The organism is Actinomadura chokoriensis (genome assembly GCF_039529475.1).
GTDB lineage: Bacteria > Actinomycetota > Actinomycetes > Streptosporangiales > Streptosporangiaceae > Spirillospora > Spirillospora bangladeshensis.
Map to the genome: position 1 here is coordinate 24,759 of NZ_BAAAMW010000023.1, position 23,452 is coordinate 48,210.

Genomic DNA, 23,452 nt, shown 5'->3' on the forward strand with positions numbered 1-23,452 from the left:
CTTGCCTCCTGAATCGCGGGTCCGGACGGCTCACGCCCTCCGGACCCTCCACACCTTAGTATCCCGTTCGCCTATTTCCCGGCGATCGTGACGTCCTGGATTTCGACCTTCTTCTTGGGCTTGCCGTCGCCGTCCGGCTCCGAGCCGCCCTTGGCGATCTTCTTGAGCACGTCCAGCCCCTTGGTGATCTTGCCGAACACGGTGTAGTCCGGCGGGAGCTGCGAATCCTTGTAGACCATGAAGAACTGGCTGCCGTTGGAGTCCGGCTGGCTCGAGTGCGCCATGGCGAGCGTGCCCTCGGTGTAGGTCGCGCCGTCGGTGTTCTCGTTGGCGAACCGGTAGCCGGGGCCGCCGCTGCCCGACGCCGTCGGGTCGCCGCACTGCAGGACGTTGAGGCCGCCGCTCGTGAGCCGGTGGCACTCGGTCTTGTCGTAGAAGTCCTTCTGCGCCAGGAACGCGAAGGAGTTCACCGTGCAGGGCGCCTTGTCGCCGTACAGCTGCATCTCCACGTCGCCCTGGTTCGTCTTCACCGTGGCCTGGACGATGCCGGGGTGGGCCGGCTTGCCGGGCGGCCGGCCGACGTCCTTCGGCACGCTCCCCTGGGTGTCGCCCTTGTAGACGCACTGCGGGCCCGCGGCCGTGGACTCGTCCTGTTTGAACACCATGAACGCCGCCGCGCCCGCGACGACCACCGCCACCGCGCCGGCCGACCCGATGATCTTGAGGCGGCGCGCCCGCGCAGCCTCCTGCGCACGCCGCTGCTGCTGGCGCTCGTAGCGTTGCCGCGCGAGCTCCTTCTTGCGGTCCTTCCCCGCCACGTGCCTCGCCTCTCCGGAGTGATCAGGTGAACGTGCAGCGCATAGTAGCGGTACCGGGGAGTAAAAGCGCTTCCGCGTTCAGGGAGCGTTCAGCGAGCGCGCTCCGCCGCGACACGGCGACGGCCCTATCTCGTTCGCGGTGGCCGCGGCCGCGCCGGTACCCTCGGACACGCCCACCCGAGATGGCTCCAAGGAAGGACGACCGTGCTCGTCGCCGGGTTCCCCGCTGGATCGTTCGCCGCGAACTGCTACGTCGTGGCGCCCGCCGCGGGTGAGGAGTGCGTGATCATCGACCCCGGCCAGGACGCCGAGGCCGGGATCGAAGAGATCCTGCGCGAGCACCGGCTGAAGCCGGTCGCGGTGCTGCTGACGCACGGCCACATCGACCACGTCTGGTCGGTGGCCCCGGTCTGCGGCGCCAAGGACGTCCCCGCCTACATCCATCCGGACGACCGCGACCTGCTCACCGACCCCGCGAAGGGGCTGTCGCTCGGCCCCGGGCAGCAGCTGTTCGGCGGCCTGGAGCTGTCCGAGCCGGACGACGTGAAGGAGCTCGCGGACGGCGCCGCGCTCGAGCTGGCCGGGCTGAGCTTCACCGTCGACCACGCGCCGGGCCATACGCCCGGGTCGGTGACGTTCCGCACCCCGAAGACCGACCGGGTCCCGGACGTGATGTTCACCGGCGACCTGCTGTTCGCGGGGTCGATCGGGCGCACCGACCTGCCGGGCGGATCGTACGAGGAGATCCTCGCCAGCCTGTCGCGGGTGTGCCTGACGATGCCCGACGACACGGCCGTCCTGCCCGGCCACGGGGAGCAGACCACAATCGGCCGCGAGCGCGCGGCCAATCCGTTCCTGTCGGACCTGAAGCCGGCGGGCGGACCCAACAAGGGATTCTGAGCCGAAGAGACCATGAGTTCGAGTTTCCGGGCCCCCAAGGGGGTCAGTGAGTACGTCCCGCCGCGCGCGGATCTCTTCTACGCCATCCGGGAGGCGTTCGCCGAGCAGGCGCGGCTGGCCGGCTACGGCTACCTGGAGCTGGCCGTCTTCGAGGACACCAACCTCTTCCGGCGCGGCGTCGGCGAGTCCACCGACGTGGTGTCCAAGGAGATGTACACCTTCGAGGACCGGGGCGGCCGGTCGCTGACGCTGCGCCCCGAGTTCACCGCGTCGGTGCTGCGCGCCGTGCTGGAGAACAACCTGCACAAGGGCGCGCTGCCGGTGAAGGTGTGGACGACCGGCGCCGCGTTCCGCGCCGAGCGCCCGCAGCAAGGCCGCTACCGGCAGTTCTACCAGCTCGACCTGGAGGCGATCGGCAGCGAGGACCCGCAGGTCGACGCCGAGACGATCGCGATCGCGTCGGACTGGTACCGGTCCCTCGGGCTGACCCGGGTGCGGCTCCTGCTGAACTCGCTGGGCTGCAAGGAGTGCCGCCCCGCCTACCGGGCCCTGCTGCAGGAGTTCCTGCGCGGCCTGGACCTGGACGAGGACACCCGCGCCCGCGTCGAGATCAACCCGCTGCGCGTCCTGGACGACAAGCGCCCCAAGGTGCGCGAGCAGCTCGCCGGCGCCCCGCTGATGGCCGACCACCTGTGCCCGGCGTGCAAGGCCCACCACGACCGGGTCCGCGAACTGCTCGCCGACCTCGGCATCGCGTGGGAGGACACGCCCACCCTCGTCCGCGGCCTGGACTATTACACCCGGACGACCTACGAGTTCGACCACCCGCTGCTCGGCGCCCAGTCCGGGATCGGCGGCGGCGGCCGCTACGACGGCCTCTCCGAGGACATCGGCGGCCCCCCGCTGCCCGGCATCGGGTTCGGCCTCGGCCTGGACCGCACCATCCTCGCCCTGGAGGCCGAGTCGCAGGAGGGGCGGGGCGCGGAGTTCGCCGCCAAGCCGCGCTGCGAGGCGTTCGGCGTCGCGCTCGGCGACACCGCCGAGCGCCGCATGTTCGCGCTCGTCGCCGAGCTGCGCCGCGCCGGGGTCGCCGCCGACATGGCGTTCGGCGGCAAGAAGCTGAAGGGCGCCATGAAGGACGCGGACCGCTCCGGCGCCCGCTACGCCGTGATCCTCGGGGAGCGAGATATCGCGGACGGCGTCGCCCAGGTCAAGGACCTGGCCGAGGGCGAGCAGACCGCCGTCCCGCTCACCGACCTCACCACGACGTTGAAGGAAAGGCTCTCCAAATGATCCGCACCCATGAGGCGGGCACGCTCCGCAAGGAGCACGCCGGGCAGCAGGTCACGCTGGCCGGCTGGGTCGGCCGCCGCCGCGACCACGGCGGCGTCACGTTCATCGACCTGCGCGACGCGTCCGGCACCGCGCAGGTCGTCTTCCGGGAGGAGGACGCCGCCCACGACCTGCGCTCGGAGTACTGCGTGAAGGTCGTCGGCGAGGTGCGCGTCCGCCCGCCGGGCAACGAGAACCCCGAGCTGCCCACCGGTGACATCGAGGTCGCCGCCGCCGACATCGAGGTGCTGTCGGACGCGGCGCCGCTGCCGTTCCCCATCGAGGGCGACGTCAACGTCAACGAGGAGATCCGGCTCAAGTACCGGTACCTCGACCTGCGCCGCGACGCCGTCGCCCGCGCGATGAAGATCCGGTCCGAGGCGTCGTTCCTCGTGCACGAGGTGATGCGCGAGCACGGCTTCGTCAACGTCGAGACGCCGACCCTCACCCGGTCGACGCCCGAGGGCGCCCGCGACTTCCTCGTGCCCGTCCGGCTCAAGCCCGGCCACTGGTACGCGCTGCCGCAGTCGCCGCAGCTGTTCAAGCAGCTGCTCATGGTCGGCGGCCTGGAGCGCTACTACCAGATCGCGCGCTGCTACCGCGACGAGGACTTCCGCGCCGACCGGCAGCCGGAGTTCACCCAGATCGACATCGAGATGTCCTTCGCCGACCAGGACGACGTCCTGGCGGTCGGCGAGGACCTCGTCGCGCGGCTCTGGCGGGACATCGCCGGCTACGAGATCCCCCGCCCGATCCCCCACATCACCTACGCCGACGCGATGGCCCGGTACGGCTCCGACAAGCCCGACCTGCGCTTCGGCCTCGAGCTGACCGACATGACCGAGTACTTCGCCGGCACGTCGTTCCGCGTGTTCCAGGCCCCGTACGTCGGCGCGGTCGTGATGCCGGGCGGCGCCGCCCAGACCCGCAAGGAGCTGGACGGCTGGCAGGACTGGGCGAAGGCCCGCGGCGCCCGCGGCCTCGCCTACGTGCTCGTCCAGGAGGACGGCACCCTCGGCGGCCCGGTCGCGAAGAACCTGTCCGACGCCGAGAAGGACGGCCTGGCCGCCAAGACCGGCGCCGCCCCCGGCGACGCGGTCTTCTTCGGCGCCGGCAAGCGGCACGCCACCCAGGAGCTGCTCGGCGCCGCCCGCCTGGAGATCGGCCGCCGCCGCGACCTGATCGACGCCTCCGCCTGGAAGTTCGTCTGGGTCGTGGACGCCCCGATCTTCGAGCCCGTCGAGGACGACAAGGGCGAGCAGATCGGCTGGACGTCCGTCCACCACCCGTTCACGGCGCCGAAGCCGCAGTACGCCGACACCTTCCACGAGGACCCGGGCAGCGCCCTCGCCGACGCCTACGACCTCGTCCTGAACGGCAACGAGATCGGCGGCGGCTCCATCCGCATCCACCGCGCCGAGATGCAGCAGCGGGTGTTCGACGTCCTCGGCCTGTCCAAGCAGGAGGCGGAGTCGAAGTTCGGCTTCCTGCTGGAGGCGTTCAAGTTCGGCCCGCCCCCGCACGGCGGCATCGCCTTCGGCTGGGACCGCACCGTCATGCTCCTCGCCGGGCAGGACTCCATCCGCGACGTGATCGCCTTCCCGAAGGCCGCGTCCGGCTACGACCCGCTGACCGCCGCCCCCACGCCGATCACCCCGCAGCAGCGCGACGAGGCGGGCGTGGACGTCATCCCCGAGGACGACGAGCAGGAAGACTGACCCGACCGGAACACGGAGGCGGTCGCCGGCGGCGGCCGCCTCCGCTCGTCCTCGCGCTCGTCCCCGCCGCTTTCTCTCGGCTACCGCGTGGCGCCGCTGGTGACCCGGTAGACGTCGTAGACGCCGTCGATGGTGCGGACCGCCTTCAGGACGTGGCCGAGGTGCTTCGGGTCGCCCATCTCGAAGGTGAACCGGCTGACGGCGACGCGGTCGCGGGAGGTGGTGACCGAGGCCGACAGGATGTTCACGTGCTGGTCGGACAGGACGCGGGTCACGTCCGACAGGAGGCGCGGGCGGTCCAGCGCCTCGACCTGGATGGCCACCAGGAAGACCGAGTCCTCGCTGGGGGACCACTTGACGTCGATCAGCCGGTCGGGCTGCGACTTCAGCGTCGCGACGTTGGCGCAGTCGGCGCGGTGCACGGACACGCCGTGGCCGCGGGTGACGAAGCCGACGATGTCGTCGCCGGGGACCGGGGTGCAGCAGCGCGACAGGCGTACCCAGACGTCGGGGTCGTCGGCGACGACGACGCCGGGATCGCCGGCGCGGCGCTGCTTGCGGCGCGTCGGCAGGGCGATCTCGGCGAGGTCCTCCTCGGCGCTCTCGACGCCGCCGAGGGCGTCCACGAGGCGCTGGACGACGTGCTGCGCGGAGACCTGGCTCTCGCCGACGGCGGCGTACAGGGACGAGACGTCCGGGTAGCGCATGTCGCGGGCGAGGGCGAGCAGCGCCTCGCCGGACATCATCCGCTGCAGCGGCATGTTCTGCTTGCGCATCGCGCGGGCGATGGCGTCCTTGCCGGACTCGATCGCGGTGTCGCGGCGCTCCTTGGAGAACCAGTGCTTGATCTTGTTGCGGGCGCGGGCGCTCTTGACGAACCCGAGCCAGTCGCGGGAGGGGCCCGCGTCCGGCGACTTGGAGGTGAACACCTCGACGGTGTCGCCGTTGTCGAGGGCCGATTCGAGGGGGACGAGCCGCCCGTTGACACGGGCGCCGATACATCGGTGCCCGACCTCGGTGTGGATCGCGTAGGCGAAGTCGACGGGGGTCGCGCCCTGCGGCAGCGCGATCACGTCGCCCTTCGGGGTGAACACGAACACCTCGGAGACCGACAGGTCGAAGCGCAGCGACTCCAGGAACTCGGCCGGGTCGGCGGTCTCCTTCTGCCAGTCGAGGAGCTGGCGGAGCCACTGCATGTCGCCGGCCTTGCGGCCGCCGACCGTCTCCTCCTTGTACTTCCAGTGCGCGGCGACGCCGTACTCGGCGCGGCGGTGCATGCCCCAGGTGCGGATCTGCAGCTCGACGGGCTTGCCCTCGGGGCCGATCACCGTGGTGTGCAGCGACTGGTACATGTTGAACTTCGGCATCGCGATGTAGTCCTTGAACCGGCCGGGGACCGGGTTCCACCGCGCGTGGATCGAGCCGAGTGCGGCGTAGCAGTCGCGGACGCTGTCGACGAGGACCCGGATGCCGACCAGGTCGTAGATGTCGTCGAAGGAGACGTCCCGCGCGATCATCTTCTGGTAGATCGAGTAGTAGTGCTTCGGCCGGCCGGTCACGGTCGCCTTGATCCGGGCGTCGCGCAGGTCGGTGGAGACGTTCTCGATCACTTCCTGCAGGTAGACGTCGCGGCGCGGGGCGCGCTCGGACACCAGGCGGGCGATCTCGTCGAACCGCTTGGGGTACATCGTGGCGAACGCGAGGTCCTCCAGCTCCCACTTCAGCGTGTTCATCCCGAGGCGGTGCGCGAGCGGCGCGAACACCTCCAGGGTCTCGCGGGCCTTCTTCTCCTGCTTGTGGCGCGGCATGTAGCGCAGCGTCCGCATGTTGTGCAGCCGGTCGCCGAGCTTGATCACCAGGACGCGGATGTCGCGGGACATCGCCACGACCATCTTGCGGACGGTCTCGGCCTCGGCGGCCTCGCCGTACTTGACCTTGTCGAGCTTGGTGACGCCGTCGACGAGCGCGGCGATCTCGTCGCCGAACTCGGCGCTGAGCTGGTCGAGGGTGTAGGGGGTGTCCTCGACGGTGTCGTGCAGCAGCGCCGCGCAGAGCGTCTCGGTGTTCATGCCGAGCTCGGCGAGGATGGTCGCGACCGCGAGGGGGTGCGTGATGTACGGGTCGCCGCTCTTGCGCTTCTGGTTGCGGTGGTAGTGCGCGGCGACGTCGTAGGCGCGCTCGATGAGCCGCAGGTCCGCCTTGGGATGGGTGTTGCGGACCGTCTTGATCAGGGGTTCCAGTACCGGGTTCATAGTGGGACCGCGCTGGGCGCCGAGCCTGGCGAGCCTGCGGCGCACCCGGGCGGCGGACGGTGGGATCGCGGACGGCGTGGGCCTCGACGGGCCTTTGGACGGGACATCGGGCTTGGACGCGTCATCGGCGTCCTCCCTGGTGGCGGCGCGCTCTGCGGAAGTCTCGGATCGGGGGGCCCGCGCGGCGGGCTCGTCCGCCCGCGGGTCGTCGGTGGCCGACGCGGTGCCCGTCGCCGGGGCCGCGCCCTCGGCACCAGGCTCCTCGGCGGCCAACTCCTCGGTGGCCGGAGTCTCGGTGGCCGGGTTCTCGGTGGCCGGTTCTTCGGCGGGACGTCCGGGCGGTGGCGGGCGCCGGTCGGCGCGACGCGGCGGCGCCGTCGACGCCCCGGCGGCCTTCACGGCCCGCTCCCCCGCGGTCTCCCGCGCGGGATGCTTCCCGGCCGTGAGCGCCGCGGCGGCGTCGCTCACCGCGCCGGTCGATACCACCTCACCGGGCACCCAGCCTCCTCAGTGCATCCGGGCGCTGCAGTGCACGCCCCGCGGGTCGCGCCCGTCCCCACCGGACCCTGATGGCGCCAGTGTATCCGGCGGCCGTTTCGCACTAGACCGTAACCAGCGAATGGACGTCCAGATTCCCCAGCTTGTCGCGCCCGTGCAGGAAGGAGAGCTCCAGCAGGACCGACAGCCCGACGATGTCGGCGCCGCCGCGGCGGACCAGTTCGGCGGCGGCCGCGGCCGTCCCGCCGGTGGCCAGGACGTCGTCGACGATCAGCACGCGGTCGCCCGGTTCGAGGGCGTCGGCGTGGATCTCGATCGTCTCGTTGCCGTACTCCAGGTCGTAGGTCTGCTCGTGCGTCGCCGCGGGCAGCTTGCCCTTCTTGCGCACCGGCACGAACCCGGCGCCGAAGTGGTAGGCGACCGGCGCGGCCAGGATGAAGCCGCGCGCCTCGATGCCGACGATCTTGTCGATGGTGCCGCGGCCGTGGTGGTTGACGATCGAGTCCACCACCCCGGCGAAGGCGACGTGGTCGGCCAGCAGCGGGGTGATGTCCTTGAACACCACCCCGGCCTTGGGGTAGTCGGGGATGTCGCGGATCCGCTCCTGGATCAGCTTTCCGAGGTCCACGTTCGAAGAGTCCCCTTGCCCTACTTGCCGCCGCGGCGCTGCTGCCGCGTCCCGCGCCTCGGCTGCTGCCGCTGCCCCGTCTGGACGACCTTCCGCACCGTGACGGTGTTCCGCACGTCCTCGCCGGGACCGTCGTGGGCGTCCTCGCCGCCGCCGTCCTCGGCCGCGCCGCCCGGGGGCGGCCCGGAGGCGCCGGCGCCGGCCTTGACCTTGGTGGTCTTGACCTGCTTGGCCGCGGTCCGCTCCCGGCGGGCGATGTTCTCCCGGATCTGCCGGTACTTGGGCTCGCGCTCCTTGAACTGGACGAGCAGCGGCGTCGCCACGCAGATCGAGGAGTACGTCCCGACGATCATGCCGACGAACAGGGCGAGCGACAGGTCCTTCAGCGTGCCCGCGCCGAACAGCGTGGTGCCGATGAACAGGATGGCGCCGACCGGCAGGATCGCCACCAGCGAGGTGTTCAGCGAGCGGACCAGCGTGCTGCTGAGCGCCTGGTTCGCGGCCTCGCTGTAGGTGGTCTTGGAGGTCGGGCCGAGCGGCTTGGTGACCTCCTTGATCATGTCGAAGACGACGACCGCGTCGTACAGCGAGTAGCCGAGGATCGTCAGGAACCCGAGCAGCGTCGCCGGGGTGACCTCGAAGCCGACCCAGGCGTAGACGCCGGCCGTGATGACGAGGTCGTGGACGAGGGCGACGACCGCGGCCACCGCCATCCGCCACTCGAACGCCACCGACAGGTAGGCGATGATCAGGATCATGAAGACGGCCAGCGCCTGCCAGGCCTTCTTCTGGATCTCACCGCCCCAGGAGGCGCCGACGACCTGGGTGCTGACCTTGCTCGCGGGAACCTTCAGCTCCTGCGTGATGCTCGTCTTGACCTCGGTGACGTGCGAGGACGACATGCTCTCGGTCGTGATCCGCCAGTCGCCGCCGGCCTTCTGCACGATCGCCTGGTGGGCGCCGCCGTCGGTGACGGCGGTGCGCACCTGCTCGATCGACGCGCTCGGCGCTTTGAAGGTGAAGACCGAGCCGCCTTTGAACTCGACGCCGAAGTTGAGGCCCTGGAAGACCAGGCCGGCGATCGACAGCACCAGCAGCAGCCCGGAGATCGAGTACCAGATCTTCGGACGGCCGACGATGTCGGCGCTGATCTCGCCCCGGTAGATCAGCGAGGTGGCCGTGCGCAGTCCCATGGGTCAGGCCTCCTGGCTCGTCTTGCGGGCGGTGGCTGCGGTCTTCTCCTCGGCGGCGCGGTGCAGCCGCGTGGGATCGAGCCCCGACATCGGATGTCCCCGGCCGAAGAACGCGGTGCGCGACAGCAGCGCGACCATCGGCTTGGTGAAGAAGAACACCACGACGATGTCGATCAGCGTCGTGAGGCCCATCGCGAACGCGAACCCGGCGACGCCGCCGACCGCGAGGAAGTACAGCACCAGCGCGGCCAGGAAGGTGACGGCGTCGGCGACGAGGATGGTGCGGCGCGCCCGCTTCCAGGCGTTCTCCACCGAGGAGCGCAGCTTGCGGCCCGCTCTCAGCTCGTCCCGCAGGCGCTCGAAGTAGACGATGAACGAGTCGGCGGTGATGCCGATCGAGACGATCAGGCCGATGATGTGCGGGAGGGAGAGCCGGAAGCCCATGCCCTCACCGAGGATCACCACCGACAGGTAGGTGATGAGGGACGCCACGACCAGGCTGGACACCGCCACCAGGCCGAGGCCCCGGTAGTAGAACAGGCAGTACAGGACCACCAGGCCGAGGCCGATCGCGCCGGCGATCAGGCCGCCGGTCAGCTGGTCGGAGCCCAGCGTGGAGGACACCTCGTCGATGGAGCTCTGGGTGAACTCCAGCGGCAGCGCGCCGTACTTGAGCACGTTGGCGAGGTCGGTGGCGTACTGCTGGTCGAAGCTCTCGGGCGGCCCGTCGATGCTGGCGGTGCCGCCGGTGATCGGGCCCTCCCGGATCGCGGGCGCCGAGACGACCTGGCCGTCCAGGACGATCGCGACCTGCGCCTGCGGCGACGACGGGTTCTGCTGGTAGGCCCGGGACGCGTCGGTGGTGACCGCGCCGAACTGCTTGGCGCCCTTGCCGTCGAACTTCAGCGAGACCGACCAGCTCGCCTGGCCCTGCTGGGCGTTCGGCGGCATCGCGTTGGCCTCGTCGACGTTCTCGCCGAGCACCCGGACGGGCCCGAGGATGTACTTGGTGACCTGGCCGTTCTCCTCGTCCTGGTCACAGGCGGCGACGAACTGGCGGTTCGGGTCGTTCGCCCCGGCGGCGTGCCGGTCGCCGGAGTAGCAGTCGAGCGCCTCGAACTGCTTGATGACGGCCTTGTCGGTCACGCCGGGGTAGGTGCCCTGGCCGGTGGGATCACCGGACGGCGGGACCAGCGGCGACGACGGAGACGGGGTGGCCCCGCCGGACGGCTTCGGCGTCGGGGCCGTCAGCGCCTGCGACAGCGCTTTGCCGCGCGGGGTGGCCGACGACGACGGCGAGGCGCTCGCGGACGCCGACGGGCTCTTGCCCGCGTCGTCCGCGCCCTTGGCGGACCCGCTCGGCGACGGGGCCGGCGAGGCCCCGGCGGCCGGGTGCCCGTCCGCGGTGGCGAACACCTCGCGGAACTGCAGCTTCGCCGTGGTGCCGATCAGGCTGACGACGCGGCTCTGCCCCTCACCGGGGACGTTCACCACGATGTTGCTGCTGCCCTGCTTCGCGACCTCGGCGTCCGAGACCCCCAGGCCGTTGACGCGCTGCGTCATGATCTTGACGGCCTGGTTCATCTGCTCGGCCGGGGGATCCTCCCCGTTGGGGGTCTTGGCCGTGAGGGTGACGGTCGTCCCGCCGGCGAGGTCCAGGCCGAGCTTGGGCGTCGTGCGCCCCTGCCAGACCGCCAGGCCGGCGAGGACGACCATGACCGCGAACAGTGCCAGGAGCGTGCGCCCGGGCTTGGGAGCGTTTCTGGGCGAAGCCACTTGTCGTCGTACTTCCCGTCTTTGTCGTCGCCGCAGGAATCAGGCGGACGGCTTGTCTGCCGCCTTGACCTTCGTCTTCCCCTTCGGCTTGGACTCGGGCTCGAGGTCCTCGTCCGCCGCGGCGTCCTCGGCCTCGGTGTCACCGTCCTTGGACAGGACGACCTCGGCGTCGTCCTTGGTGAGGTCGACGGCGTCGTCCTCGTCCCGCTCGGCGTCCTCGTCGAGGTCGTCGTCCTCGTCCTCGAGCTCGTCGGGCTCGGGGTCCTTCAGGACCTGCATGACGGCCTGCTTGACGAAGCTCACTTCGACACCGTCCGCGATCTCCAGAACGAGGCCGTCGTCGTCCACCTCCACGACCGTGGCGCGCATCCCGCTGGTCGTCAGCACCCTGACGCCCGGCTGGATGTCGTTCTGCATCTGCATCTGCTCCTTGCGCCGCTTGCTCTGCGGCCGGATGAGCAGGAAGTAGAAGACCAGGGGTACGGCGAGGAGCAGGAGCAGGTTGAAGGCCCCGCTACCGCCCGATTCCGCCGCGAGAATCATGTCGCTGCCCATTACGGGAGCATCCTTCCGATGTCGATTGCCAGCCAGTGACCGGAACGGTCACGCGCACGGGACCGCCGGCTGGAGACGGTGAACCAAGTCCCGGAGTCTAGAGAGTACGCGAGACCCCGGCAACGACGCGACGATCGGCGACGCCGGGAAGTTCCCAACCCGTTACCGGATGATCACCGTTGCGGCCGATCGGCGTCCTCGTCCACGTCGAACAGGGTCCCCGCCATCGGCGCCGTGGGCGGCTGGGCGAGGCCCAGGTGCGCCCAGGCGGCCGCCGTGGCGACCCGCCCGCGCGGCGTCCGCGCCAGCAGTCCCTGCCGGACGAGGAACGGCTCGGCGACGACCTCCACGGTCTCGGGCTCCTCCCCCACCGACACGGCGAGGGTGGACAGGCCCACCGGGCCGCCGCCGAACTTGCGCATGAGCGACTCCAGGACGGACCGGTCGAGCCGGTCCAGTCCCCGTTCGTCCACCTCGTACAACGCGAGCGCGGCCCGCGCTGATTCCAGCGTGACGGCGCCGCCGGCGCGGACCTCGGCGTAGTCGCGGACGCGGCGCAGCAGCCGGTTGGCGATGCGGGGGGTGCCGCGGGACCGCCCGGCGACCTCCGCGGCGGCCTCGCCCGCGATCTCCACGTCCAGCAGCGCGGCCGACCGGCGGACGATGACCTCCAGCTCGGCGGGCTCGTAGAAGTCCATGTGCGCGACGAAGCCGAACCGGTCGCGCAGCGGGCCGGGCAGCATCCCGGCCCGGGTGGTGGCGCCGACCAGCGTGAACGGCGCGATGTCGAGCGGGATCGCGGTCGCGCCCGGCCCCTTGCCCACGACGACGTCGACCCGGAAGTCCTCCATCGCCATGTAGAGCATCTCCTCGGCGGGGCGCGCCAGCCGGTGGATCTCGTCCAGGAACAGGACCTCGCCCTCGGCGAGGGTGGACAGCACCGCCGCGAGGTCCCCCGCCCGCTCGATCGCGGGCCCGGAGGAGATCCGCAGCGGCCGCCCCAGCTCCGCCGCGATGATCATGGCGAGGGTGGTCTTGCCGAGGCCGGGCCCGCCCGACAGCAGCACGTGGTCGGGCGTCCGGCCGCGCCGCAGCGCGCTGTGCAGCACCAGGGAGAGCTGCTCGCGCACCCGCTCCTGCCCGACGAAGTCGTCCAGCTTCTTCGGCCGCAGCGCGGCCTCGATCCGCTGCTCCTCGGCCCCGTCGGCGTCCGCCGACACGAGCCGCTCGAACTGCCCGAACTCCTCGACGTCCTCGAAGTCCCCGCTCATTTGCTGAGCTTCTTCAGAGCCGACTTCAGCAGGGCCGCCACCGGCGGGGCCTCCCCGCCGTCGAGGTCGGCGGCGACCGCGTCCACGGCGGCGCCGGCGTCCTTGGCGGACCAGCCGAGGTTGACCAGGCCCATCTGCACTTGCTCCCGCCACGCCTCGGTGCGGGCGGGCGCGCGCACCTCGTCGGCGCCGCCGATCGGCCCGCCGAGCCGGTCCCTGAGTTCGAGGACGATCCGCTGGGCGCCCTTCTTGCCGATGCCGGGGACCTTGGTGAGGGCGGTGACGTCCTCGGCGGCCACCGCGCGGCGCAGCGCGTTCGGCGTGTGGACGGCGAGCATCGCCAGGGCGAGCCGCGGCCCGATGCCGCTGGCGGTCTGCAGCAGCTCGAACACCGTCCGCTCGTCGTCGTCGGCGAACCCGAAGAGGGTGAGGGAGTCCTCGCGGACGACCAGGGACGTCGGCACGTGCGCCTGGTCGCCGACCCGCAGCCCGGCGAGGGTCGCGGGGGTGCACTGCACCGACAGGCCGACGCCGTGCACGTCGATCACCGCCCCGTCGGGCCCGGCGGCGGCCACCCGGCCGCTGACGAAGGCGATCACTGGACACTTCCTCCTCTGCTGCGGGCGGCGAGCCGCGCGCGCTCGGCGCGGGCCGCCTCCTCGATGCGCGACCGCTGCGCGTGTGCGAGCCGCTGCTGCGCTCCCCCGCGCCACACGTGGCAGATGGCCAGGGCGAGCGCGTCGGCCGCGTCCGCCGGCCTGGGGGCCGTCTCCAGGGACAGCAGCCGGGTCACCATCCGGGTCACCTGCGCCTTGTCGGCGCGCCCGTTGCCGGTGACGGCGGCCTTGGCCTCGCTCGGCGTGTGCAGCGCGACGGGCAGCCCGCGCCGGGCCGCGGCCAGCATCGCGATGCCGGCCGCCTGCGCGGTGCCCATCACCGTCCGGACGTTGTGCTGGGAGAACACGCGCTCGACGGCGACGGCGTCCGGCCGGAACCGCTCCAGCGCCGCCTCGATGCCCGCCTCGATGCCCACCAGGCGCAGGGCGTGGTCGTCGCCGGGGTCGGTCCGGACGACGGACACGTGCACCAGGTGGAGCCGCTTGCCCGGGGCGCCCTCGACGACCCCCACCCCGCACCGGGTGAGCCCGGGGTCCACCCCCATCACCCGCACGGCCGCTCCTTCGATCATCTGTTCGGCCGCCAACGCTACCAATCCGCGGCGCCGGTCAGAAGAAGTCGAGCGAGAACGGCGTGGCCGCGAACGCCGCCGCGAGCCCGGCCGCGTCCCCTCCGTCCCCGCCCGCCATGAGGCCGGCGCGGCGCAGGGTGGGGACGGGGACGCCCGCGTACAGCGCCGCGAGCCCGCGCGGGCCGAGGCGCACGGCGTCCGCGCGCGCCGCCGAGCGCTCCAGCCGCCCCTCGCCGTCCCCGATCTCCAGCCGCCAGTCGCCGGTGTTCGCCGGGCGCTGCGGGTCGTCGATCCGCAGCGGGACGCCGGCGGTGACGCCGACCGGGTAGCCGCGCGCCGCGATCGCGGCGGGGGCGTCCACCACGCGGAGCATCCACTGGCTGCGGTGGACGGTCTCGTACGTGCGCTCGCCGAGCATCCACAGCACCGGGTCCATGGGCGGCACGCAGGCCCGCACGGTCTCCGCGGTGGAGGACCCGGACCCGACGATCGCCCAGAGCGCCCGCAGGGTGGCCTCGGAGGAGGCGACGAGCCGCGTGACCTCCATCGCGCCGTTGCCGTCGGCCCAGCGGTAGGAGAGGAAGCCGTCTCCGGCGAGGTGGACGTAGTCGTCGCCGGTGAGCGCGCCCCGCCACCTCGCCTCCGTCCAGCCGACGGGGCCGCAGTCGAGGGCGGACGCGTGCGCCCGGCCGATCACGGCGGCGACCTCGGCGGCGTCCTCGGGGCCGGGCCTGCGGACGGGGATCCGCTCGGCGGCGACGGTGCGCAGCGCCTCGGTGGGGATCTCGACGTGGTGCTGGGCGCCCGCGTGCTCCCAGCCGAGCGAGCGGTAGAGCGGCGTGGTCGCGGGATAGAGCATGGCCAGCGGGTGCTCGAACGCGGCACACCGCTCCAGCAGGTCGGCGACCATGCGGCGGCCGAGGCCCCGGCCCCGCTCCTCGGGCGCGACCGCGACCCCGCTGACGCCCCCGAGCGACACGGCCCGCCCGTGCCACCACTGCGTCATCTCGTGCACCGCGCCCGTGGCGACGACGGCGCCGTCCTCGAAGCCCGCGAACTGCCGCCCGGTGTCGAAGGACGGCCTGACCGCCGGGAGGCGGCGCCGCCACAGCTCGTCCGAGACCGGGCCGAACGCCCGGCCCCGGATGTCGCGGACGGCGTCGGTCTCCCCGGATGCCAGCGCGCGGATGTCCATGATCGAACCGTATGCCATGCCGGGACGCGGAACGCCGCCGCGCCCGGGCGGGCGGCGGCGGCGTTCGGAGGCGGCGGGCGTCAGGCGTCGATGGAGGCCATGACCTCGTCGGACACGTCGAAGTTGGCGTAGACGTCCTGGACGTCGTCGGAGTCCTCCAGGGCGTCCAGGAGGCGGAAGACCTTCTTGGCGTTGTCCTCGTCGAGGGGGACGGTGACGCTCGGCAGGAACTTGCTCTCGGCCGACTCGTAGTCGATGCCGGCGTCGACCAGCGCGGTGCGGACGGCGACCAGGTCGCCGGCCTCGCTGACGACCTCGAAGTTCTCGTCGTCGAGGTCGTTGACCTCCTCGGCGCCGGCGTCGAGGACGGCCATCATCACGTCGTCCTCGCTGGTGTTCGCCTTGGGGACGATCACGACGCCCTTGCGGTTGAACATGTACGACACCGAGCCCGGGTCGGCGAGGGAGCCGCCGTTGCGGGTGAGGGCGACGCGGACCTCCGAGGCGGCGCGGTTGCGGTTGTCGGTGAGGCACTCGATGAGCACCGCGACGCCGCCGGGCGCGTAGCCCTCGTAGGTGATGGTCTGCCAGTCGGCGCCCCCGGCCTCCTCGCCGGCGCCGCGCTTGCGGGCGCGCTCGATGTTGTCGTTGGGGACGGAGTTCTTCTTCGCCTTGTAGATGGCGTCGTAGAGGGTGGGGTTGGCATCGGGGTCACCGCCGCCGGTGCGGGCCGCCACCTCGATGTTCTTGATCAGCTTCGCGAAGAGCTTGCCCCGCTTGGCGTCGAGGGCCGCCTTCTTGTGCTTGGTCGTCGCCCACTTGGAATGGCCGGACATCTGTCACTCCTCCTCTGTCGTCCGGCGCACCAGATCGGCGAAGTAGTGGTGCACGCGGAAATCGCCTGTCAACTCCGGATGGAACGAGGTCGCCATGAGACGTCCCTGACGAACGGCGACGATCCTACCGGCGTTCGGGCCGCTCTCGGCGCGCCCGAGGATCTCCACGGCCGCGCCGACGGACTCCACCCAGGGTGCGCGGATGAAAACGGCGTGGTACGGCGTGTCTCCCATGCCGGTCAGCGGGACCCGCGCCTCGAAGGAGTCGACCTGCCGGCCGAACGCGTTGCGGCGCACGGTCATGTCGATCCCGCCGCAGGTCTCCTGGCCCGCCGCGCCGTCCCTGATCCGGTCCGCCAGCATGATCATGCCGGCGCAGGAGCCGTAGGCGGGCATGCCCGCCTCGATCCGCTTGCGCAGCGGGTCGAGGAGCTCGAAGGAGCGCGCCAGCCGCCACATCGTGGTGGACTCCCCGCCGGGCAGGACGAGCCCGTCGACGCGTTCCAGCTCCTCGGGGCGGCGCACGGTCAGGGTGCGCGCCCCTGCCGCCTCCAGCGCGCGGACGTGCTCGCGCACGTCGCCCTGGAGAGCGAGGACACCGATCGTCGGCACAGTCGTCACGTGGGGGCCTTCCGGGGTCGCGCGGCGGGTCTCGGCCGCGCCCATGGCGGGTCTCAACCCTAGACGTTCGTTACAACGCCCCGCGACCTGGCCGATCTTCCCCGGCCGGGCGCTCCCCCGGCGCTCGGCTCCGGGCGCCGGTCAGTCGTGCTTGAAGCGGCGCAGGGGGAGCTCCAGCGGCAGGAAGCCGTCCTTGCCGCGGTCGGCGATGCCGCGGCCGAACATGTGCGCCTCGGCGAGGGCGAGCCCGAACTCCTCGGGGTCGAACGGGAGCGGGACGTCCGGCGCGCCCGCGTCGATGGCGCGCCAGAACGACCGCTCGGCGGGCAGCCGGTCGCCCTGGTCGACGACGACGCCGTCCTCGGCGGTGACGAACACCTCGCGGCGCAGCTCGCCGGACTCGTACCAGCGGAACCAGCAGCCGCGGATCACGTTGTGCAGGACGAGGACGCCGCAGTGGGCCCCGGGCAGCGCGGCGGCGGCGGTGTCGGCGACCCGGCGGGCGTCGTCGTCGAGGCAGAACAGCCGCCGGTCGCACAGCAGCAGCGCCCGCTCGAACGCGCCGACGAACAGCTCGCCCTCGTAGGGCCAGAGCGCGAAGTCCAGGACCGTGTCACCGGTCTCGGTCAGGGAGTCCGCCGGGTAGAGGCGGCGCGCGATCGCCGCGGCGGCGTCCGGGTCGGGCACCAGGCCCGGCCGGAACACCTCGGTGGGTTCACCCGCGCTCGCGCACGCCAGCGCGACCGACCAAGCCATGCTCTCCCCTCCCGCGGCCGGACACCGCCCACCCGGCCACGCCGCCAGGTTAACCCTGTCAGGCCGCGCTGTGGACCCCCGGGTCCCCGATCACCTCACCAGCCGCGGCCCGCGAACTTCTGGTCCTCGCCGAGGGAGGCGGCGCTGATGCCGACCATGGCCTCGCCGAGCCCGCGGGACACCTTGGCGATCACGTCGGGGTCGTCGTGGAAGGTGGTGGCCTTCACGATGGCCTCGGCGCGCTCGGCGGGGTTGCCGGACTTGAAGATCCCGGAGCCGACGAAGACGCCCTCGGCGCCGAGCTGCATCATCATGGCGGCGTCGGCGGGGGTGGCGATGCCGCCGGCGGTGAACAGCACGACGGGCAGCTTGCCGGCCCGCGCGACCTCCTTGACCAGCTCGTAGGGGGCCTGGAGCTCCTTCGCGGCGACGTACAGCTCGTCCTCGGGCAGCGACTGGAGCCGGCGGATCTCCTGCCGGATCCGCCGCATGTGCGTGGTCGCGTTGGACACGTCCCCGGTGCCGGCCTCGCCCTTGGAGCGGATCATCGCCGCGCCCTCGGTGATGCGGCGCAGCGCCTCGCCGAGGCTGGTGGCGCCGCACACGAACGGGACGGTGAACGCCCACTTGTCGATGTGGTTCTCGTAGTCGGCCGGGGTGAGCACCTCGGACTCGTCGATGTAGTCGACGCCGAGCGCCTGCAGCACCTGGGCCTCGACGAAGTGGCCGATGCGGGCCTTCGCCATCACGGGGATGGAGACGGCGCTGATGATCCCGTCGATCATGTCGGGGTCGCTCATCCGGGAGATGCCGCCCTCGGCGCGGATGTCGGCGGGCACCCGCTCCAGGGCCATGACGGCGACGGCACCCGCGTCTTCGGCGATCTTGGCCTGGTCGGGCGTGACGACGTCCATGATCACGCCGCCCTTGAGCATCTCCGCCATGCCGCGCTTGACGCGGGCGGTCCCGGTCTCGGGCGCGACGTTGTCAGTGGCGGGAGTGGTAGTGGACACGGGCATTCCTTACGTGGACGGACGACAAGTCACTTTCCATGATATTGCCTGCTCGGGCGACCGTTCGACCCGGCAGAGTGTCAACGTGCGCGGCCCGCCGCTTACGAAGTGATCGCCGGGCGCCCGCCCGGTCGCGGTCAAGGGGGTGCGGTCAGGGGGTGTAGGGCTTGCCGTCGTTGACGAGCAGCACCCAGACCTGGCCGGGCGCGAAGGTCATCGGCTCGCCGTCGGGGGTGGTGAAGGTCGTCCCCTTGCCCTCGGACGGCCGCGACCACTCGGCCTTGTAGGACTTGCCGTCGCGCAGGACCAGCGCCCGACCGGTGCCGGTGGTGTGGATCAGCGGCGTGTAGCTGCCGAGGAAGTCGTGGAACTTCGAGCGGGTCGTCTTGGCGTACTGGATGACGACGGTCCTGCCGCCGAGGCGGCCGCCCTCGGCGGCCCGGTCGGGGCGCCCGCCCCAGCTGGCGAGCCACCGCTTCTCCTTGGCCGACCAGGTGAAGCCCATCGTGGCGGCGGGCCAGCGGGCGGTGAACGACTTCGTCGGCTTCCCGCCCTCGGGGGCGTCCCCGAACCGGAACCCGATGTCGCGCGGCTTCGCCGCCTTCGGCGCCCGCTTGATCAGGTCCCCGGGGTCGGCGTACAGGTTGTAGGGGATGCGCTTGGCGCTGGAGCGGAAGTAGGCGCCGCCGGCCTTCTCCTGCGAGAGGTCGTAGACCGGCGCCTTGCGGACGTACTTCTTCATCTTGCTCTGGACGCCGGAGAACGCGAAGGCGGGCCGGCCGAACTGCGGCAGGATGTGCAGGTCGGAGATGCGGGCGCTGCGGACGGGCCCGACCTTCTTCGGCAGCCGGGAGGAGTACACCGCCATCAGCCGGGTCTCGCCGCCCTCGACCTGCTCGACGTAGACGATGTCGGCGGCCTTCACCCCGCTCTGCGGCAGCGCCGGCCGGGTGTTCTCGATCTTCACGGCGAGGACGGGGTTGTCCAGCCCCTTCGTGCCGCCGTTGAACGGGTGCACGGCGGGCTCGGGCGTCGCGCTCGGCGCCGGGGCGCCGGTGCTGCGCGGCGGCGGCGCCGTCGCCGGGCCGCCGGAGTCCGAGCAGGCCGGCAGGGCGGCGGCACCGACGACGAGGACGCCGAGCCCCGCGGCCGCGCGGCCCCGGGTGGTGGTGGCCCATGCGGATCGCACGATGTACCCCTCCCTTGGACGGTCTGCCAGAGAGTAGCGAACGCGGCCTGGTGCGCCCGCCCGTCCAGCGGTACGGCCCCGGGCCCCCGCTGTGATCAATCTCGCACGGCCGGGCCCGGGGCGGGGTCAGATCCCGGGGGGATCGTCGTCGATCTCGAAGAAGTCCGGGAGCGGGGCGCGCCCGGCGAGCGGCAGCACCCGGATGAGCAGCTTGCGGCGCGCGATCCGGGCCTGGGAGACGGCGTCGTTGTAGAAGTTGCGGGCGTAGGCGACCTTCGCGGCGGCGGAGGACAGCTCGTCCAGGACCTCGGCGCCCTCGCCCGCGCCGCGGGCGGTGATGGTGCCGACGAACTCGGGCTGGTCGACGACCGCGCGCAGGGCCCGCGACAGGTCGCTCTCGGCGAACTCGCGGCGCTCGGCGTCGGCGGTGCGCGCCTCGTGCGCCGCGGTCGCCAGCACCAGGCTGGTGGCCGGGTCCAGCAGCCGGGACGCGGCCAGCTCCAGCGCGGCGGCGGCCCGCCGGACGAGCGCGGCGTCCAGCGCGGCGCGGGCGGTCTCCACGCGGACGTGCAGCCGGTCCAGCCGGGTGGCGCGCCACGACACGTACACGCCGATGAGGAAGACGACGGCGATCCAGAACAGGACGTCGATGATCCAGTCGTAGGACATCCGGCGCCCTCCTACAGCCCGAGGCCGGACTCGACGACGCCGGCGCCGTCGTCGGTGACCGTCTCGTACACCCTCAGCACGTCGCGGGCGACGGCCGACCAGTCGTAGGCGCGGACGGCGGCGCGGGCCTCCGCGGACAGCTGCTTGCGCCGGGCGGGGTCGTCCAGCAGCTCGCCGGCCGCCGCCGCGAGCGCCTCGTGGTCGCCGGCCGGGAACAGCGCCCCGGCCCGCCCGCCGAGCAGCACCCGGTCGAACGCCTCGATGTCGCTGGCGAGGATCGGGGCCCCGGCCGACATGGCCTCGGCGAGCACGATGCCGAAGCTCTCGCCGCCGAGGTTCGGCGCGACGAACACGTCCACCGAGTGGTAGGCGCGGACCTTGTCCTCCTCGCTGATCAGGCCGAGCACGACGACGCGGTCGCGCAGCTCGGGCGAGACCCGGGCGATGACGTCGTCGGCGTCGCCGGGCCCGGCGAGCAGCAGCCGCAGCCCCGGCCTGCGGCGGCCGAGGATCTCGAAGGCGCGCAGCAGCACCTGCAGGCCCTTGCGGGGCTCGTCCATGCGGCCGAGGAACCCGAGCGCGCCCCCCTCGCCGCGCGGGGCCTCGGCGCGGCCGCGCCAGCCCGGCAGCGGCTCGGCCATCGCGTACCGCTCGGTCGCGACGCCGTTCGGGATCAGCACGGCGTCGCCGCCGAGGTGCTCGACGAGCGTGGTGCGGGCGGCCTCCGACACCGCGATCCGGCCGGTGATCTTCTCCAGGGCGCTCTGCAGGATCGGCGCGGTCACCGACACCACCCGGGACTTCTCGTAGGAGGCGTGGAAGGTGCCGACGATGGGCCCGTCCGCCGCCCAGCAGGCCAGCAGCCCGAGGGAGGGCGCGGCGGGCTCGTGGACGTGCAGCACGTCGAAGCCGCCGTCGCGGATCCACCGGCGGACCCGGCCGGCCGACAGGAACCCGAACGCCAGCCGGGCCACGGAGCCGTTGTAGGGGACGGGGACGGCGCGCCCGGCGGACACGGCGTAGGGCGGCAGCTCGGCGACGTCGTCCGCCGGCGTGATCACCGACACGTCGTGGCCGAGCCCGATCAGCGCCTCGGCGAGGTCGGCGATGTGCTGCTTCACCCCGCCCGGGACGTCCCACGTGTACGGGCAGACGATTCCGATCTTCATCGGCCGGCTCTCATCTCCGCGCGTCCGGGAGGTCGTCCACCCAGACCCTCTGCAGCATGTGCCAGTCCTCGGGGTGGGCGGCGATGCCCTCCTCGAAGGCGCGGGCGAGCTCCTGGGTCATGGCCTGGATCTTCTCCTGTCTGCCGCCCCCGTCCGGGACCGGGATCTCCTCGTGGACGCGCGCCGCCCAGTACTCGCCCTCATACCAGAGTGTCACGGGGATGAGGGCGGCGCCGGTCTGGAGCGCGAGCGCGGCGGAGACGGCGGGCATCCGGGCGGTGGCGCCGAAGAACTCGACGTCGATGCCGCTGTCGGTGAGGTCGCGGTCGACGACCAGGCACACCGCCCGCCCGGCGCGGAGCCGCTGCGCCATCCGCCCGAACGCGGAGGCGCCCTTGTGGGCGAGGACCTCCATGCCGAGGCTCTCGCGGAACTCGACGAACCGGTCGAACAGCGACGCGGGCTCCAGCCGCTCGGCGACGGTGGTGAACGGGTAGCCGCTGTGCACGAGCCACGCCCCGGCGTGCTCGTAGTTGCCCATGTGGGGCAGGGCGAGGATGACGCCGCGCCCGGAGTCGAGGTTGGTGAAGATCTTCTTCTCGCCGGTGACGCGCATCCGGCCGAGGATCCGGGCCTTGTCGTACTCGGGCAGCCGGAAGACCTCCAGCCAGTACCGCAGGTAGGAGCGCAGCACCTTCTTGCTGAGGACGCGGACCTCGTCGTCGACCGCGTCCTTGCCGAGGACGCGGCACAGGTTCTTCTCCAGCTGCCGCACCCCGGACCCGTACCGGTGCCAGGTGCGGTCGGCGAGCGCGGTGAAGACGAGCCGCGCCGCGCTCTCGGGCATCTTGCGGACGACCGTCCAGCCGAGGGCGTAGACGGCGTCGGTCACCTCATCGCGGAGCGACGGCGCGTCGCGTCCGCGGCGGGGCGTGGTCATGGCCGCGGCTCCGGCGTCCGCTGCTCGCCGTTCTCCCGCTCCGCGCCGGCCCCCGGCCGGCCCCCGGCCGGGGGCTCCTTGGCCTGGACGTAGACGGTGGCGAACCGCTGCCCGACCGTGACGGTGCTGAGCGCGGCGAGCGCCCACAGCGCGACGGCCAGGATGTAGGGGACGCCGAGGCCGTCGAACCCGGCGGCGACCAGCGCCACGATGAGGCGCTCCGCGCGCTCGGCGATGCCCACGTTGCAGGTGTAGCCGAGCCCCTCCGCGCGGGCCTTGGCGTAGGACACCACGACGCCGGAGACGAGGCAGTACAGCGCGACCCCGGCGAGGGGCTCCTGGCCGTCCCGGTAGAGCCCGATCATCAGCCCGGCGAAGATCGCGGCGTCGGCGACCCGGTCCATGGTGGAGTCCAGGAAGGCACCGAACTTGGAGATCTTGCCGGTGACCCGGGCGACCGCGCCGTCCAGCATGTCGAACAGCACGAAGGCCGTGATGACCATCGTCCCCCAGAAGAACTCCCCGCGCGGGAACAGCACGAGCGCGCCCGCGGCGACGCCGACCGTGCCGATGACGGTGATGGCGTTGGGCGAGACCCCGGTCCGCGCGACGCCCCGTCCGATCGGGGTGAGGACGCGCCCCAGCGCGGGCCTGATCTTGTTGAGCATCGCCGTCCGTTCTCCGTGTTCTGCGGGTGGGGGGCCGCGGCCGGCGGGGCGGGCCGCCCGTCACCGGCGACCGGGCGCGCCCAATCGTAGTGCGGCCCCGGCGCGGACGTGGTCGGCGCCGGGTTTGGGCGGCCTCCGGCCCGGACAGATCACGGAAGAACGCCGTTCACCCCTTGTGGTCCCGGCCGTCACGGGAAAGGGTGGTGCTACGGGTGTGACGTCGGTCACGCGCGATTGGACGAGGTCGGACGCCGCACTCGGACGTC

Annotated in this window: 22 protein-coding genes; 3 read left to right on the forward strand and 19 right to left on the reverse strand. The window is 72.3% G+C overall.

All coding sequences use genetic code 11. From position 1 onward, the window contains the following. Window positions 1–71 precede the first annotated feature (71 nt). On the reverse strand, window positions 72–818 hold the full coding sequence (locus tag ABFX46_RS34300) for a peptidylprolyl isomerase (RefSeq protein ID WP_346048084.1): 747 nt from the start codon (window positions 816–818) through the stop codon (window positions 72–74). Window positions 819–1,022: 204 nt separating this feature from the next. Here ABFX46_RS34300 and ABFX46_RS34305 point away from each other — a divergent pair, with 204 nt between their 5' ends. The 3 genes from ABFX46_RS34305 to aspS are packed head-to-tail and all read left to right on the forward strand — an operon-like array spanning window position 1,023 to window position 4,768. Then, a complete protein-coding gene (locus ABFX46_RS34305; protein ID WP_346048085.1) occupies window positions 1,023–1,718 on the forward strand; it encodes an MBL fold metallo-hydrolase in 696 nt (231 codons plus the stop codon). A 12-nt stretch (window positions 1,719–1,730) separates the two neighbouring features. Then, on the forward strand, window positions 1,731–3,011 hold the full coding sequence (hisS, locus tag ABFX46_RS34310; RefSeq protein WP_346048086.1) for a histidine--tRNA ligase: 1,281 nt from the start codon (window positions 1,731–1,733) through the stop codon (window positions 3,009–3,011). Further along, complete coding sequence (aspS, locus tag ABFX46_RS34315; RefSeq protein ID WP_346048087.1) at window positions 3,008–4,768, forward strand: aspartate--tRNA ligase; 1,761 nt, start codon at window positions 3,008–3,010, stop codon at window positions 4,766–4,768. Before hisS ends, aspS begins: the two co-directional genes overlap by 4 nt. Before the next feature lie 80 nt (window positions 4,769–4,848). Here the strand turns inward: aspS and ABFX46_RS34320 are convergent, their stop codons facing one another. The 18 genes from ABFX46_RS34320 to pgsA form a co-directional block, all read right to left on the reverse strand. Next, on the reverse strand, window positions 4,849–7,020 hold the full coding sequence (locus ABFX46_RS34320; RefSeq protein ID WP_165965338.1) for a RelA/SpoT family protein: 2,172 nt from the start codon (window positions 7,018–7,020) through the stop codon (window positions 4,849–4,851). Between the two features lie 601 nt (window positions 7,021–7,621). Next, window positions 7,622–8,146: an adenine phosphoribosyltransferase gene (locus ABFX46_RS34325; protein WP_346048088.1), complete on the reverse strand. Its 525-nt coding sequence runs from the start codon at window positions 8,144–8,146 to the stop codon at window positions 7,622–7,624. A gap of 20 nt (window positions 8,147–8,166) precedes the next feature. Beyond that, on the reverse strand, window positions 8,167–9,339 hold the full coding sequence (secF, locus tag ABFX46_RS34330) for a protein translocase subunit SecF (protein ID WP_346048089.1): 1,173 nt from the start codon (window positions 9,337–9,339) through the stop codon (window positions 8,167–8,169). Between the two features lie 3 nt (window positions 9,340–9,342). Continuing rightward, window positions 9,343–11,115, reverse strand: coding sequence for a protein translocase subunit SecD (gene secD, locus ABFX46_RS34335; protein ID WP_346048090.1), 1,773 nt, complete (start codon window positions 11,113–11,115; stop codon window positions 9,343–9,345). Between the two features lie 39 nt (window positions 11,116–11,154). After that, a complete protein-coding gene (gene yajC / locus ABFX46_RS34340) occupies window positions 11,155–11,670 on the reverse strand; it encodes a preprotein translocase subunit YajC (protein ID WP_346048091.1) in 516 nt (171 codons plus the stop codon). A 173-nt stretch (window positions 11,671–11,843) separates the two neighbouring features. After that, complete coding sequence (gene ruvB / locus ABFX46_RS34345; RefSeq protein WP_346048093.1) at window positions 11,844–12,941, reverse strand: Holliday junction branch migration DNA helicase RuvB; 1,098 nt, start codon at window positions 12,939–12,941, stop codon at window positions 11,844–11,846. Continuing rightward, a complete protein-coding gene (ruvA, locus tag ABFX46_RS34350) occupies window positions 12,938–13,540 on the reverse strand; it encodes a Holliday junction branch migration protein RuvA (RefSeq protein WP_346048094.1) in 603 nt (200 codons plus the stop codon). Before ruvA ends, ruvB begins: the two co-directional genes overlap by 4 nt. Next, a complete protein-coding gene (gene ruvC, locus ABFX46_RS34355) occupies window positions 13,537–14,112 on the reverse strand; it encodes a crossover junction endodeoxyribonuclease RuvC (RefSeq protein ID WP_346048201.1) in 576 nt (191 codons plus the stop codon). The genes ruvA and ruvC overlap by 4 nt, the downstream gene beginning before the upstream one ends. 55 nt (window positions 14,113–14,167) lie before the next feature. Then, the gene (locus ABFX46_RS34360) at window positions 14,168–15,325 is read right to left on the reverse strand and encodes a GNAT family N-acetyltransferase (protein ID WP_346048095.1); all 1,158 of its coding nucleotides are present in this window, start codon (window positions 15,323–15,325) and stop codon (window positions 14,168–14,170) included. Window positions 15,326–15,405: 80 nt separating this feature from the next. After that, window positions 15,406–16,161, reverse strand: coding sequence for a YebC/PmpR family DNA-binding transcriptional regulator (locus ABFX46_RS34365; protein ID WP_131940849.1), 756 nt, complete (start codon window positions 16,159–16,161; stop codon window positions 15,406–15,408). 3 nt (window positions 16,162–16,164) lie between these two features. After that, window positions 16,165–16,782 carry a pyridoxal 5'-phosphate synthase glutaminase subunit PdxT gene (gene pdxT / locus ABFX46_RS34370; RefSeq protein ID WP_346048096.1) on the reverse strand — a complete coding sequence of 206 codons (618 nt, stop codon included), beginning with the start codon at window positions 16,780–16,782 and terminating at the stop codon, window positions 16,165–16,167. Between the two features lie 141 nt (window positions 16,783–16,923). After that, a complete protein-coding gene (locus ABFX46_RS34375; protein ID WP_346048097.1) occupies window positions 16,924–17,538 on the reverse strand; it encodes a DUF6928 family protein in 615 nt (204 codons plus the stop codon). 95 nt (window positions 17,539–17,633) lie between these two features. Further along, window positions 17,634–18,557 (reverse strand): pyridoxal 5'-phosphate synthase lyase subunit PdxS, encoded by a 924-nt coding sequence (pdxS, locus tag ABFX46_RS34380; RefSeq protein ID WP_346048098.1) that lies wholly within the window; start codon window positions 18,555–18,557, stop codon window positions 17,634–17,636. Between the two features lie 145 nt (window positions 18,558–18,702). Then, window positions 18,703–19,740, reverse strand: a complete 1,038-nt coding sequence (locus ABFX46_RS34385; RefSeq protein ID WP_346048099.1) for a DUF3048 domain-containing protein — start codon at window positions 19,738–19,740, stop codon at window positions 18,703–18,705. A 126-nt stretch (window positions 19,741–19,866) separates the two neighbouring features. After that, a complete protein-coding gene (locus ABFX46_RS34390; protein WP_346048101.1) occupies window positions 19,867–20,409 on the reverse strand; it encodes a LemA family protein in 543 nt (180 codons plus the stop codon). Between the two features lie 11 nt (window positions 20,410–20,420). After that, the gene (locus ABFX46_RS34395) at window positions 20,421–21,578 is read right to left on the reverse strand and encodes a glycosyltransferase family 4 protein (protein WP_346048102.1); all 1,158 of its coding nucleotides are present in this window, start codon (window positions 21,576–21,578) and stop codon (window positions 20,421–20,423) included. 10 nt (window positions 21,579–21,588) lie between these two features. Further along, window positions 21,589–22,518: a phosphatidylinositol mannoside acyltransferase gene (locus tag ABFX46_RS34400; RefSeq protein WP_346048103.1), complete on the reverse strand. Its 930-nt coding sequence runs from the start codon at window positions 22,516–22,518 to the stop codon at window positions 21,589–21,591. Further along, window positions 22,515–23,186 carry a phosphatidylinositol phosphate synthase gene (gene pgsA, locus ABFX46_RS34405; protein WP_346048104.1) on the reverse strand — a complete coding sequence of 224 codons (672 nt, stop codon included), beginning with the start codon at window positions 23,184–23,186 and terminating at the stop codon, window positions 22,515–22,517. Before pgsA ends, ABFX46_RS34400 begins: the two co-directional genes overlap by 4 nt. Window positions 23,187–23,452: the final 266 nt, after the last annotated feature.